Genomic DNA, 14766 nt, shown 5'->3' on the forward strand with positions numbered 1-14766 from the left:
CTGCCCGTTAATTTAAATCTTTTTCACTTTTAAGCCGATTAATGTAAAAGGAAGGCGGCATGCCGGTATGCTTTTTAAAAACAGAGATGAATACTTGCCTGGAAGCGAAGCCACATTCAGCTGCCAGGTGCGTGATTTTATATTCCCGGTATATAGGATCTTCATATAGCTTTTTCTTTATATAATCTATCCTTAGTCCGTTTATATAATTTCTATAAGTTGTGCCCCGTTGCACTTTTAGTAGCTCGGTCAGATAAGTGGGGTTGGTGCCGAGGTAATGGGACAGGTAAGCCAGATTGATGTCCGGTTTCAGGTATTTTTGGGAACGTTCAAACTTTTCGAGTTTAAGCTGCAACCTGGAAAGGGTCTCATCTGAAATCCCACTATTACCTGCCTTATCAGTGCTACTGAGTTCTGAAATCTCCCGTCCATTAATATCTGAAATAGCATCATTGGGAAGATCGTCCTGTAATAGGTTACTGGCATCTGTTATTTGCGCTCCAGTGGGGTCAAAAGCTAATTTTTTCTGTTCCCCTGCATGCTTTTCTTCACGCAGCTGCTGTAATAAGTAGGCATATTTTTTATGCAAGGATCTACTGTCGGTCTGCCAGATGATATATACAATCAGGATAATACAAAAAAGGACGCCTAATGCCCATAAAATAATCTGTCGGGAGGTCCTCGCATGTGTTTTACTTGCTGAAGTTAATAGTTGATTTACTGCAGCAGATGCCTGCATTTTCTCGCTGGTTTGCAGGCTATCCTTTAGATCAGTATATAGGTTCATATATTTTGAGGAGCCTTCCTGATTGTTTAGGGCGAGATAGGACTTGGCTAACATCTCATAAATCTTAACCCTGTCATATGGAGAGGGCGCTGTGGATTCCAGGTCTAGCCCTTGCCTTCCGTAGCTTATTGTCTTTTCATAGGCTTTTTGATTAAACAGGCACTGACACAAGGTGGATAAAAATGCGATTTTATTGCTGATCATAACCTTGCCATGGGAGCCTTCATTCATTTTTAAGGCTATTTCTATTTCTCGCTGGGCTTTTTGTGGCTGGGGAGGCTTACAGATGTTCAGGTAATAATCTGCCAGGTCTTTGTGGGGATATAATATCGCATTGAATTTATAGTTGGAAGGCAGTCTGGTGCTGGTATCAGAAATTAGTTTGGCTTCTTCAATGCTCTTTCTGTAATAATATTCCATGGAATCCAGATGTTGAGTTGTTACCTCAAAGTAACTGGTGATATTCTCATATGCAATGGCACGAAGATAATGACGAAAATCTACCGTTTTGACCTGCGATATAGCATCTATTGACAGGTGGTACTCTTCCAGTGCCTTTGCATAAAAGCCCAGATCGCTATAAGCGAGTCCCATCATGCGGTGGACTTCTGTTGCTGTAGTTGAATTACGGAAAGTCTTTGCCGAGGCAATTACTTGCTGGCCGATTTCTATAATCTTTTGATGAGCGCCTTTGCGGTTATATTGCTTCATCAAATCAATACCGCAAATTTCAATGCCGAGTTGATACCCCTGTTTTATGGATTGGTAATAAAGATTGTTTAATGCAACTAATTTGCTATCAGTAATGGCCCTATCACTGTTGTCGGTAGTAATCAATTCCAGATGTATCTTCCGAACAGCTTTTGTCAAAGAGGTAGCATTTTGGCTATAGACCGAAACTGAAAAAAGTATTAAACCCCAAAGCAATAAAATACGTTTCATCAATAATATGTATTTTCAGAAAGATTAAAAATATGCAAGCTGCTCAATGCTTGCATAAAAACTATATGGCTTTTTGAACATCAAAGGCATAAAATAAGAATTGCCCCCGATCAAAACATTGTCGTATTTTGATCGGGGCGGGTTCTTGCACGTAGCATTTTCGATAATAAATTGATTTTCAAATAAGTGCTGTTTTATAAAGCCATTTTATATTAGCTAAAGGTTCATAATTTTACTGAAATTAAAAAATGCAATTAGGACGCTTATGCTACTCAAGCTGTTTGTTTTTTATATCCCGTTTTATGCCTGCTATCTGTTCAGTGTTTGCTGACATTGCTTTGTTGTCATTATTTTCCAAAAAATATGCCTTACCTATGTAACATGCAATTGATATTCAATATATTATAGTATTATAAATTAATTTTATTGTTTTGAGTGCCCTGTCGTTTTTGGACCTTGAAGGGGTCTTTGTTTGGTTATTTATGACGCTTACTTGTTTTAAGTGAAGGGAGGGTGGTGTATTATTGCATGCAAGGAAAAGATTTTGTTGATAATGACCTATTTATAAGAATTTATCTTATTTGGGTTTTTAATCGACCATTGTGTTGTGTCCATTGCTATTTGGGGTTCCTAATGCTCATTTAATATATATAAAGACATGCCTTATTTGTATAACACCTGGTGTTTTTATCTAATCATCTCTTTACTTATTCCAGCCGCTGGCTTTATTGTCTTCAAACTAAAGGTCCTGCAACTGGAAAAAACAAATTTGCAGATCAACCAGCTGTTGTTGTCAAAAATTGCGGAATTTGAGAACAATACGCAAAGGTTAAAGGCTTTGGAAAAGGCAGTCCAATCCCATGGTCAGCAGCCAGTCAAGGAGGATCGTTGGGAGGATGACCAATTGCTCGCCATTTTATTACATGACATTAGGTCGCCCTTACGTTTTCTGTCTACTATTAGTAAGGCTGTTGTAAAAGATTTTGAAATTGGATCCACTGAAGAGAATCATGAGCATTTAATAAAATTACATCAGTCAGTCGGGGCACTTAGAAGTTTTGTAGAGGAGTCCTATTTCTGGGTGCGTAACAATGACAAGGGTATTCATTTGTCCATAAAGCGGATCCGGTTACAGGAGGTCTTTAATAAAATGGAAACGTTTTATGGGGAATTTCTTTCTTATAATGAAAATCAATTAATTATTGCTCCAACTACTTTAACCTGGGAGACGGATCAGCATGTATTATGTCTTATTGTACGCAATCTGCTGGATAATGCGAATAAATATACGCAAGGTGGCAAGGTCTACTTAAGCTGTTATATTAGTAGGGAGCGGCTTTGTATTCAGGTAAAAGATTCCGGTCAAGGCCTAAATGAAAGGCAAATACAGGCCATTTTGCAGCCTTGTCAGCAACCAGAAGGTGCTGGAATGGGTAGTCTGGTTATTGCAAGGATGCTGAAAAAAATCAATGGGAGACTTACGGTAACCTCTACCCCTGGCAAGGGGAGTATTTTTACCATAGAATTAGCTCCTGTGGCTATGGAAGTGGAATTTAGTCCAGTCGCCAGCTGGTCGCTTTTACCTGATTATAAGCAAAAATATCTTGTTGGTGAACTCGTATAACCCGGGTTCACGAATGGAAGCAGAATGTCAGCATTTGCACCCTTTGTAACAAAAGAAAGAAAGCATGAAGAATACTCCTATGCTTTCCTGCTTACACCAATTATAACTACCCAAATCTTCCTGGCATAGCTAAATTCCCCACTCTATCTGGCACTTTGGGCACAAATCTTCTTTTATGTTTTTATCGAACCTGAGGCATTCTTTGCATATGCCAAGCTTTTTGCCTAAGTCTTCTAATACCTCATTCTGATTACAGTCATATTTATTACTGATTTCCAATACTTTTTTTAGGAATGCACGTGTTTTTGTCTGGCCTAATTTCTCGAATATTCTGCGCGCCGCTATTTTTTTCAACAAGTCATTTAATAAATAACTGTCTGCATGATTGGACATGATTTTACTTATTATGTTTTAGGTTTATTTTGGTGCTTTTATATGGATTTTTTTAATCTGCCATAGCCGCTTCGGCTGTCTGCTTATTTTTCCTTTGTCATTTTACTTTTTCAGAGCAATCTTCCTTATGGATTTATGAATGTTACCACTGAAGCAAAGGGTCCTCAAATAGCCGCTTGAATACATCTGAGTCAAATTGAGAGGGTCTTTTATTTAAATTGTGCAGGTTTTTAAATAAATATAGCCACTTATCCTGCTCTGTTTCCAGCGCTTCAAGGCCCTTATTGAATTTAGGCAACTCAATAATGATTTTCAATACATCATTTTTTATTCCTTTTTCATAATACAGGTCGAAATAATGAATATAAGCCGGACTTTTCTTTTGCAGGGTAAAATTGACAATATTGATATTGATAAAATTACTGTAATCGGGATGTTCCCCAAATAAATTACAATTCCCGACCACCGTTGAGATTCGTTTGGTTGCCCTTTGCTCAAATTTTTTATCCTTGTAGTTCGCTCTTTCCATTAATATCAAGGTTTTGGGATCCGCTTTACATAGGATATCGTAATCCAGTCTTTTGATACTTCTTGGGTTGAATATAAAAGTATCACCAGACTCATATCGACCATTTTGCAGTACGACTTTGCTGTCAATAACCTCATTTGCAAAATCAATTAGCCAGGGTGCAGGATTTCGCCATCCAAAAATTCTATGGAATCCTTTACCTGACATTAAATTAACATATCCGTTCTTTTTTGCTTTACTGTTGTACATGGACATTTTACTTTTTCTTTAATTCTAGCGCTTATTTGCACTTTAAAATAATTGAAGGCGTCAGGCAGCCTGGCATACCAGGCCACCTGATGCCTTCTGGTATTATGGCCTTATGGCTTTATGCCGATTCCCAGCGGCCGCACTTCTGACAAATGCCGTCTCTTAACGGGACATCGAATGTTAGACAGCTGTAACATACGTCAAATTCCTCTGCAATATCTTCCAGTATTTCACCCGGATTGCAATCGTATTGATAACCGACGCCAAAAACCGCCTTGAGTAACGCCCGGGAGTCTGTCCTGGTCAGTTTGTTGAATATTCCGATTTCTTTTAATGATTTTATTACTTCATTGAGCATATAGCTGCCTGTATGATTTGACATAATGTTTATTTTTATGTTGATATAATATTTAATGTAAGTTGATTTAATTACTATTCTAAACTTGCTTTGCTAAGCTTGCTTTGCTAAGCTTGCTTTGCTTAGTTGATCAAACCCGCTCGCCCACTTAATAGAAGTAAGGCAGACAAGTAAGGTCTTCTATCTGGGTAGCCGGGCCTCTTCAAAGAGTTCTTTAAAGATGGGGGCGTCAAACTGTGCCGGGCGTTTATCTAAATAGGGCATATTCCTTAATAGATATATCCATTTGTCTAGATCGGTGTCCAGTTCCTCTAGTGTTTTATTGAATTTGGGCACTTCTATGGTAACTTCCCAAACGACTGTGGCAAGTGGGCTATCACTAAAGGCCATTCTTGAAAAATCAACATATTCTTCACGTCCCTCCCATTCAACAAAGTTGGCAATATTTAAACTGATTATCCGGTTGTATCCGGTTACAGAGACTTCGGGATCAAAACTTCTGGCCATCAACCAGGCCAGTCTCGCTGAATTCCTGGAGGAAAATTTCTCATCTTTATATCCTAGCCGCTCTGCGGTAATAATGGTCTTCGGATCTGCGTTGCAGGAGATGTCGTAGTTATAGACTTGAATGGGCTTTTGTGTCTTTACATACTCAAATACATTGGTATACCTGAAATTCTTGAGCCAGGGCTCCCCTACGCATATGGCGTCTACCAGAGCACGGAAATACTTATAGCCGTCCTGATTAAAGATTTTCTCAAATCCAAAATGGGACATTAGGTCATAATAACGTCCCTTATGTGGGCTTACAGGTTGATTTGCTGCTGTTGTATTCATATTGCAACACTTTTTTATTGATTAAAAAAATAATTTTATTCAGTCCTAATGCCTGGCAATGACGATTGGCCGTTCATTGCATTATTTGTGGATGATTCCCTTCGCCGATGCTTCAAACTTAACATTCAAAACAGGCAATTATACATATTTGCAAGACTACGTTACAAAAATATCAGATTAAAAATAAAAAAGCGAACTAAATCGGACGCATTTTTAAAAGAAATGGGCTGTATCGTAAATTAAAGAGGTGTATTACTTGATTATAAGCTATTTAGGGAGGCCGCTTGGGGTTTTGGCGGCCCTTGACTGGCTAAGTATGAGCTACGGATGGGCTATCTGGAATTTAAGTCATATTGCAGTTAAATTTGCTTAAATATCACATAGCCGGGGCTTTGACTGTTTTTAGCTGCCAGTTTGTGTACTATGGATTTGTTTTGCGCGCAAAAATAAATATTAAAGAGCGATTCAAAATAATGGGAGACCAAAAATCAAATGACGGAGCATTCTGGACGAATCAACCACTCGGCATGACATCTGGCAACATTAAGTTAATTCCGATAAAAATCGTTACCAATATGGGAACATTTCGTACATTTGCTCATGAGAATTATCGCTGTAAGAACACTAAAGGAATATATAGAAGAATTTCCTCTAGCCGAACAAGCACTGCTATCATGGCACGAAGAGGCTACTTTAGCTGGTTGGAGCAATCCTAATGAGCTAAAAGCCCAATATCAAAATGCTTCTATTCTTACGGCTAAAAGAGTGGTTTTCAACATACACGGCAACTCCTTCCGATTAATAGTCGATATTGAGTTCCGATTAAAAATAGTATTTATTGTTTGGTTTGGAACGCATTCCCAATACGATAAAATAGACGCAAAAAAGATAAGTTATGTTAAAATTAATAAAAATAATCAGCAATACGAAAACGCTTTAGAACGTGCGTACTTGCTGATGCAAAAAGACCTTAAAGTGGATTCAAAGCAGTCAGATGAACTGGAAGTTTTATCCATTTTAATCAAAGAGTATGAAAATGAATACTTTCCTATTGCAAAGCCTACTCCACTAGAGGCTATCAAATTTCGTTTAGAGCAGATGAATATGTCAGAATCTGAATTATCTACCATTTTAGGGCACAGATCAAGAAAATCTGAGATTCTTTCTGGCAAAAGAAAATTAAGTTTAGACATGATCCGTAAATTAGTGGACCAATTATATATCCCCGCTGATGTATTAATCCAGGCTTATTGATTATATGCGAGACAATTATTTAAACGACCAAAACTGTGACAAATCGATGAAGGAAAGGCCGCTATCAGCCTGCATTGCATTAGAAGCAACTATATAATCCGGTACTTTTACGGTTTATAAGCAATCAAAAAACATAACCTCAACGCTTTGCTGTTGAGGTTTACAGTTAATGTGTAACTTTTATAGCAATCGTCAAAAGGAGCAATATGTCATAAGGGTGATCTTAATTACAATGCGCGCTCATTTATCCAATCAAATAATGGTAATCGGCAATTTGTTTCCTGCATTATTTATTTTGTACATTTAGCATAAGCAAAAAGCCCGCAAGCATATAATATGCTGCGGGCTTTTGTTATGTATGATGTATGCCTGGGGCTGCGGCACTTAGCCGGAGCCAGGGCTATTAATCAAACTTAAGATCCAGTCCCAATCCTCTTAATTCATGTACAAGTACATTAAAGGATTCTGGTATACCAGCCTTAGGCAGGTTGTCTCCCTTAACGATGGCTTCATAGGTTTTGGCACGACCGATGATGTCATCTGACTTAATGGTTAACAGTTCCTGTAGGATATTGGCTGCACCGTATGCTTCCAGTGCCCATACTTCCATTTCCCCGAAACGCTGACCACCGAACTGTGCTTTACCGCCCAGTGGCTGTTGGGTAATCAAAGAGTAGGGTCCGATTGAACGGGCGTGCATCTTATCATCAACCATGTGGTGCAGTTTGATCATGTAGATCACACCAACGGTGGCTTTCTGGTCAAAACGCTCTCCTGTTTCTCCGTCATACAGGTAGGTATGTCCCATGGATGGAATCCCTGCTTTATCACAGTAATCTGCAATTTCTGAAGGTTCTGCACCATCGAAGATCGGTGTTGCAAAATTAACACCCAGGTTTTTACCACACCAGCCCAGGATCGTTTCATAGATCTGACCGATATTCATACGGGAGGGTACCCCTAGTGGGTTCAGTACGATATCTACTGGTGTACCATCTTCCATGAACGGCATATCTTCTGCTCTGACGATCTTGGCTACAATACCTTTGTTTCCGTGGCGACCGGCCATCTTATCTCCTACTTTCAGCTTACGCTTAACAGCTAAGTATACTTTGGCCAGTTTCAATACACCTGCAGGCAGTTCGTCACCGATAGAGATATTGAATTTCTCTCTCTTATAACGTCCCAGCTCTTCGTTGTACTTGATATTGTAGTTGTGCAACAGAATATTGATCTGGTTATCAATGGTTTCATCATTTGTCCAACCCAATGGGTTGACATTTTGATAATCCACTGAACCCAGGTTTTTCTGATTGAACTTCGCGCCTTTGCCGATCAGCATTTCTCCGAAGTTATTACTGACACCAGAAGAAGTCTTATCCTTCAACAGGGTCTGTAATTTTTCCAGGAGCAGCGTTTTCAGGCCGGCAGCGTTTTCATTGTGTACTTTTTCGATCTTTTCCAGCTGTGCCTTTTCACGGATCTTTCCGTTTTTGTCCTTTTTGGCTCTCTGGAAGAGTTTTTTATCGATCACCACACCTTCAGTACCATTAGGTGCTTTTAAGGAAGCATCCTTGGCATCACCGGCTTTATCTCCGAAGATCGCTCTTAAGAGTTTTTCTTCTGGTGTAGGATCACTTTCTCCTTTAGGTGTAATCTTACCGATCAGGATATCCCCTTCACGAACAGTGGCGCCGATGCGGATAATACCATGTTCATCCAGGTCTTTGGTCGCTTCTTCGGATACGTTAGGGATATCGGAGGTTAACTCTTCTTCTCCTAATTTGGTATCACGTACTTCCAGTTCATATTCTTCAATATGGATAGAAGTGAACAGGTCTTCTCTGACGACTTTTTCATTAATTACGATCGCATCCTCAAAGTTATACCCTTTCCAAGGCATGAAGGCTACCTGCATGTTACGTCCTAAAGCCAGTTCCCCGTCTTTAGTTGCGTAACCTTCTGTCAGGAAGTCGCCTTTTTTCACGTGCTGTCCTTTCTTCACGGCTGGACGCAGGTTAATAGAAGTTGCCTGGTTGGTTTTGATAAACTTGGTCAGTCTGTATATGATCAGATCGTCTTCAAAGCTTACCAGCCTGTCTGCATCGTTTCTGTTATATCTTACATGCACTTCTTTGGCGTCGACAAATTCAACAACGCCATCGCCTTCTGCATGGATCTGGATACGGGCATCGCGTGCTGCTTTGCCTTCCAGTCCAGTACCGACGATCGGTGCCTGTGGTAATAATAAGGGTACTGCCTGACGTTGCATGTTGGATCCCATCAGGGCACGGTTGGCATCATCATGCTCTAAGAATGGAATCAAAGAAGCACTCAGACCAACGATCTGATTGGGCGCCACATCCATGAACTGAACATCGCTTCTGTCAAGGACAGGGAAGTCACCGGTCTCACGGCTGATGATACGCTCGTCTACAAAGACGCCTTTATCATCAAGGGGTGCACTGCTCTGGGCAATTTTTGCTTCATCCTCTTCTTCTGCACTCAGGAATTTAAGGTGTTTCAGATCAACCTTTCCATCATGTACTTCATGATAGGGGGTTTCAATGAAGCCCATGTCATTGATCTTGGCGTGTACACAAAGTGTAGAGATCAAACCAATGTTGGGTCCTTCCGGTGTTTCAATGGTACACAGACGACCATAGTGAGAATAGTGTACGTCACGCACCTCAAATCCGGCACGTTCACGACTCAGACCGCCGGGTCCGAGCGCGGAGATACGACGCTTGTGCGTGATCTCAGAGAGCGGATTGGTCTGATCTAAGAACTGGGACAGCTGGGAGGTTCCGAAAAATGAGTTGATCACGGAAGAAAGTGTACGGGCGTTGATCAGATCAACGGGCGTAAACACTTCATTATCACGAACATTCATTCTTTCGCGGATGGTTCTGGCCATACGGGCCAGCCCTACGCCGAACTGTGCATATAACTGTTCACCCACCGTTCTTACACGACGATTGCTCAGGTGATCGATATCATCAATTTCTGCTTTACCATTGGTTAAGCGAACCAGATATTTGATGATTTCAATGATATCTTCTTTGGTCAGGACTTTGTTCTGTAATTTCTGTTTGACGTCCAGCTTACGGTTGATTTTGTAACGGCCGACTTCTCCCAGATCATAACGTTTGTCACTGAAGAATAATTTATCGATAATACCACGGGCAGTCTCATTATCTGGGGCGTCAGCACCACGCAGCTGGCGGTAGATAAACTGAACAGCTTCCAGTTCTGAGTTAGTGGTATCTTTATTCAGGGTATTGTAGATGATGGCGTAGTCTCCACCAACGTCTTCACGCTGGATAAATACGCTCTTCACTTCCAGATCAGCGATCAGCTGGATGCTTTCTTCATCCAGAACGGTATCACGCTCTAAAACGACTTCGTTTCTTTCCAGAGAAACGACTTCACCGGTATCTTCATCCACAAAATCTTCTACCCATGCTTTTAAAACGCGGGCAGCAAGTTTTTGTCCTTCATGTTTTTCCAGGGATTTTTTGTCTGCAGGTACTTCTGTAGCCATGCCGAACAGGGTCAGGATATCCTTATCTGTTTCAAATCCGATAGAACGAAGTAAAGTGGTAACCGGGAATTTCTTTTTACGGTCGATATAAGCATACATGACATTGTTGATGTCTGTAGCAAATTCCATCCAGGCACCTTTAAAAGGAATAACTCTGGCGGAATAGATCTTGGTCCCGTTAGGGTGTGTAGACTGTCCGAAGAATACACCAGGTGAACGGTGCAGCTGCGATACAATAACACGTTCAGCACCATTGATAACAAAGGTGCCTCTAGGGGTCATGTAAGGGATGTTGCCTAAGAACACATCTTGCACAATTGTCTGAAAATCTACGTGTTCTTCATCATTACAACTTAACCGTAATTTGGCTTTTAACGGTACAGCATAGGTGAGTCCGCGTTCCATACACTCTTCTATAGAATATCTGGGGGATCCACAAAATAATCCAGGAACTCCAACATGAAGATATTACGCGTATCGGTAATAGGAAAGTTTTCCTTGAATACACGGAAAAGACCTTCGTTATTACGTTTGTCGGGCGTTGTTTCTAATTGGAAAAATTCACGGAAAGATTCAAGCTGAATGTCTAATAGGTCAGGGGTTTCAGCCAGGTGTTTGGTTTTACCGAAGCTGATCCTGTTGGTAACTTTAGTTGATGACATATCTGATTTTAACCGGTTTTACTTAATTAAGTTGAGGCAAACAGCAAGAAAAAACAGGAAGAAATTGGCCATTTTCCTATTTTATCTGTCTATTTACCCTATTTTAAAGGGCAACAAAGGTACTAATTGTAATCATACTGGCAAAATGTATTTTCCCGGGACTAGCACAGAGCGCCTTTCAACTGTCTTTTCTTGTCAAATTTAATCTATTGTTAGGACTTTTCTTTACTTGTCTGGCCAAATAAAGCAAAACTCCCCCCTACCCAGGTTTTGTTTTTGTTCTGTGAGACACCTACCATATTGCCTTTGGTCAGCCTGGCCAGGTTGCAAATAGCAATAGGCGTATCCAGCTCATCCGGCCAGACATAAAACAACCGGATTTCTGCTTTTGCGGGTCCGTCGGGTGTCTTAATAGCCGGTGCGTAGTTTACTTTTTTCTGTAATATGTAGTTTTTATACTGATCTTTTGCAATAGCCTCAATATCAGCGCTGGTCACATCAATGACGACCCCATTGCCGGCAAAGGAAAATAAGGGTTTAAGAACATAATTTTCAAGATCTGTTGGCCACTTATTAAAATCTGACAGCAACCGGGTCTCAGGTATGCCTGGATCATTAAGTAATGGCAGCGTAAATTTACTCAGGCGGTAAAACCAATTGGGATGAGTTACCCAGCTGACATCCAGCGGTTGCATCAGTAATGCTGCCTGCTTTTTTACTATTGCGCTCTGATTACTTAATTCATCAAAAATCAACCGGTTATAGATTCTTTCAATTAAAATATCTTTCCCGTTTCTATGGTAAAATAATTGATTGCCTACTTTTCTAATTTCTGTCAGGCAGACGGTTGGAATCCCAAAATATTTTTCAGTGTATAGAAAATCTATCCGGGTCTTTTGCTTCTCAGGAAATAATTCCAGTAAAACGGTATGGGGCTGCGTATTATCCGGGTTTTCCTGGCCTTTTAATAGGTCCGCAAGAATTTGCTTTACTTTTTGTTCGTCCAGATCATTAATAAAAGGAGTAAATCCTGCTGGTAATTTGTAGGAACCGGCTGCTGCCTGATACTGCTTTAACTGATAGGCAAATAAGGTCGGGAATCCCTGCATCTCCACGAGTTGCGGGATATAATGTCCTGGGCTATTTGGATCTTCGCAAATACCAAAATCAAAGATCAGAAAATGAGGCCGCCCTTCCGGTCCAGGAACCCGAAGGCCCTTAGGTATGGCGGACCCGGTTTTTGCTAAAAAATCCGGTTGTTTAACCTGCGTTATAATATAATCACAGGTAGCTTGCATTTTATGTAAAAAATCGGTGGAGACAAATACGGGGGATTCCGCTACCCTAAAATCGAGTGCACCTGGAAAATCTGCTTGAATTACCTGTAAATACGCCTGGTATTGCGCTTCAGTAAAATCCTTATTGAATTGATGTCGGGGCTGGGCTAACATGTCCTTGAGTTGGTTTTAAGATACTGGCTGGTTTTAAGATAAGGTTCGGTTTTAAGATCAAAAAAGGTAGCTTGGTCTGCCCAAAGGGTCGTATTCGGCTTGTAGCTGATTTGATTTGGGCGAAGGCTAACCAGTCTGGGTAACAAGCCGAGGCACCCATTTTAAAACGTTTTTTTTAAACGTTACTTGAATATTCGTTTAAAGTGACCTTTTAAATGCTGTCGGATGCCTTTGCGCAATTTATCCGCCGATCCGGTTTCTATCAGGTCAATCAGGTCACCATGTGTGACCACTTTGGTATATACCGGTAAATCGTCGAGCATGCCATTACTATGCACGTAATTGAATATAGGAAGTAGTAACTTTTGGAAGCCTTTCATGGTATTATTATCACAGATCTCATAGAGTTTACTGTGAAAGGCAATCTCTTCGTCTATTTCAAATAGGTTAGGCGCCTTATTGGGTGCTTCCACCGCAACAATGGCTCTTAACTGTTTAATATCCTCCGGCGTAACGCGTTTTATAATAAAATCTGCCATACCGACTTCCAAGGCCAGGCGCATCTCGAAAATATCTTTTAAGGTGCTTTGATCCAACATATCGGGATTCATGCCTTGTCCGATCACAGAGACGATATCAGGACTGGTAATGATGGCACCTCTTTTTTTCCGGGATTCGATCATGCCGCGTGTGCGTAACCTGGAAAGGGCCTCCCGGACGACGGTTCGGCTTACACCGAGCCTTTCAGAAAGTTCGATCTCTTTTGGAATAACGGCTCCGATGGTATATTCTTTACTGGAAAGTAGTGCTACCAGGGATTTCTCAATTTTATCGACCAAAGATTTTTTATCTATACTTTTCATTCAGTAAGGGTGTTATATTGTTCAAAAATAATACACTTTTCCCAGACCACCCACCCTATAAATCCACCTACAATTGTCTTTTCTTTTGCTAAACTGGCTATATATACAAGGCTGATAAGGTTGGCAAGGCCTTACAGCCCTACCATCCCTATTAGCTTTGAATCAGCATCTGTCAGTTCAGCCCATCAGCTCCTAACCTATAAATGTATGCCGACATCTTTCTCAATAGACAGCTTGTCTTTTTGCGGCACTTTTTTTCGTAATACATTAATTATCAAAATATAAAGCCTAAAACAACCACAAAATATCACCTGAAAAGTTATCATTAAGGAGATCCTTATTCTACCTTGAATGTGATGCGTTGCTTTTCCCGATAGATGACTGGCCGTCCATTTTGGATGGCCGGATTCCATTTGCCACTGCGCTCAATAACTCGGACCGCTTCGGCGGCGGTACCATAATCCGGGTCTGGAGCGGATACTACCTTTACCTCAGAGGTAGACCCATCCTTGGCGACTAAAAAAGAAACAACAACAGTATATAGCCCCACAGGCGCACCGTTTTCAACAGCAACTTGGCTGCGCAAGCCTCTTTCCAGATATTTTTTCCAATTAGCCGCCCCTCCAGGATAGGTGGCTTCTACCTGGACACTTAAGAACTCACCTTCATAATCAGGCGCACTGTTACCAGTACCGCCAGGGCCTTTGCCATTACCGCTTATGCCTTTCACTTCTGGGGAGCCGTCAACATACCGTCTGCATTTATTCCGTGTTGGGTGACCGGTCCTACTTTAATATTATCTGTCTGTTTAGGAGGCATTTCATCTGGTTTCACCAGGTGATCATCCACCACCTTGGGTACGGTCAGGCGCTGCATCTCCATTTTAATGGGCGCTGCAGCTGGCGGGGGCGGGATAACTTTGGGCTTTTTTTCCGGCGCTTTGTACTCTTTTAGCTGTACGGTATCAACATGCATAACCTTGGGTGAAGCGTCTGCTTTTTTGCGTGGCAATAATGTACTACCTACAAAAAGTAACACAACAAGGCCGGTTCCCATCATGGCTAGTTCAATACGCTTGTGATAAGTCTTTCTAAGCGCATATGCGCCGTAGGCCTTGTTTTTGCCGTCAAAGAGGATATCCAGTTGACTGGCCTGCAAAATTTCTTTGGCATTCATTTGACTAAATTTTAAATGTGAATAAATCGGAATAAAAAAAGAAAACAAATAATATCCTATCCTATCATGACATGGCATATAATGACATAATAGGACA

The 14766-nt window shown here is 40.9% G+C and carries 12 protein-coding genes; 2 read left to right on the forward strand and 10 right to left on the reverse strand.

Translation table 11 applies throughout. The features are described 5' to 3' along the window. Positions 1-7: 7 nt before the first annotated feature. Entirely contained in the window at positions 8-1729 is a 1722-nt protein-coding gene (locus tag FSB73_RS05990; protein ID WP_146780569.1) for a helix-turn-helix domain-containing protein, read from the reverse strand. 658 nt (positions 1730-2387) lie between these two features. Between FSB73_RS05990 and FSB73_RS05995 the strand changes: the two genes are divergently transcribed. Continuing rightward, positions 2388-3353: a sensor histidine kinase gene (locus tag FSB73_RS05995; protein ID WP_146780570.1), complete on the forward strand. Its 966-nt coding sequence runs from the start codon at positions 2388-2390 to the stop codon at positions 3351-3353. A 535-nt stretch (positions 3354-3888) separates the two neighbouring features. On the opposite strand, the gene FSB73_RS06000 is transcribed toward FSB73_RS05995, so the two are convergent. The 3 genes from FSB73_RS06000 to FSB73_RS06010 form a co-directional block, all read right to left on the reverse strand. Beyond that, on the reverse strand, positions 3889-4524 hold the full coding sequence (locus FSB73_RS06000) for a PD-(D/E)XK nuclease family transposase (RefSeq protein ID WP_158639432.1): 636 nt from the start codon (positions 4522-4524) through the stop codon (positions 3889-3891). Positions 4525-4642: 118 nt separating this feature from the next. Then, complete coding sequence (locus FSB73_RS06005) at positions 4643-4906, reverse strand: hypothetical protein (RefSeq protein ID WP_146780572.1); 264 nt, start codon at positions 4904-4906, stop codon at positions 4643-4645. A 156-nt stretch (positions 4907-5062) separates the two neighbouring features. Next, positions 5063-5719 (reverse strand): PD-(D/E)XK nuclease family transposase, encoded by a 657-nt coding sequence (locus FSB73_RS06010; protein ID WP_146780573.1) that lies wholly within the window; start codon positions 5717-5719, stop codon positions 5063-5065. A gap of 600 nt (positions 5720-6319) precedes the next feature. On the opposite strand from FSB73_RS06010, the gene FSB73_RS06015 reads away from it, so the two are divergent. Continuing rightward, the gene (locus tag FSB73_RS06015) at positions 6320-6973 is read left to right on the forward strand and encodes a type II toxin-antitoxin system HigB family toxin (protein ID WP_146780574.1); all 654 of its coding nucleotides are present in this window, start codon (positions 6320-6322) and stop codon (positions 6971-6973) included. A 403-nt stretch (positions 6974-7376) separates the two neighbouring features. Here FSB73_RS06015 and rpoB read toward each other — a convergent pair whose 3' ends face one another. The 6 genes from rpoB to FSB73_RS06040 all read right to left on the reverse strand — a co-directional run bounded on the left by rpoB (position 7377) and on the right by FSB73_RS06040 (position 14669). Beyond that, the gene (rpoB, locus tag FSB73_RS06020; protein WP_262712514.1) at positions 7377-10922 is read right to left on the reverse strand and encodes a DNA-directed RNA polymerase subunit beta; all 3546 of its coding nucleotides are present in this window, start codon (positions 10920-10922) and stop codon (positions 7377-7379) included. Between the two features lie 8 nt (positions 10923-10930). Further along, the gene (locus FSB73_RS27930) at positions 10931-11179 is read right to left on the reverse strand and encodes a hypothetical protein (protein ID WP_225974532.1); all 249 of its coding nucleotides are present in this window, start codon (positions 11177-11179) and stop codon (positions 10931-10933) included. 212 nt (positions 11180-11391) lie between these two features. Then, positions 11392-12630 carry an ATP-grasp domain-containing protein gene (locus FSB73_RS06025; RefSeq protein WP_146780575.1) on the reverse strand — a complete coding sequence of 413 codons (1239 nt, stop codon included), beginning with the start codon at positions 12628-12630 and terminating at the stop codon, positions 11392-11394. A gap of 182 nt (positions 12631-12812) precedes the next feature. Next, complete coding sequence (locus tag FSB73_RS06030; protein WP_146780576.1) at positions 12813-13493, reverse strand: FadR/GntR family transcriptional regulator; 681 nt, start codon at positions 13491-13493, stop codon at positions 12813-12815. A 337-nt stretch (positions 13494-13830) separates the two neighbouring features. Further along, a complete protein-coding gene (locus FSB73_RS06035; protein ID WP_146780577.1) occupies positions 13831-14223 on the reverse strand; it encodes an energy transducer TonB in 393 nt (130 codons plus the stop codon). Next, complete coding sequence (locus FSB73_RS06040; RefSeq protein ID WP_146780578.1) at positions 14220-14669, reverse strand: hypothetical protein; 450 nt, start codon at positions 14667-14669, stop codon at positions 14220-14222. The genes FSB73_RS06035 and FSB73_RS06040 overlap by 4 nt, the downstream gene beginning before the upstream one ends. Positions 14670-14766 lie beyond the last annotated feature (97 nt).

It is taken from the genome of Arachidicoccus ginsenosidivorans, from assembly GCF_007971385.1.
In the GTDB taxonomy this organism is placed as follows: domain Bacteria; phylum Bacteroidota; class Bacteroidia; order Chitinophagales; family Chitinophagaceae; genus Arachidicoccus; species Arachidicoccus ginsenosidivorans.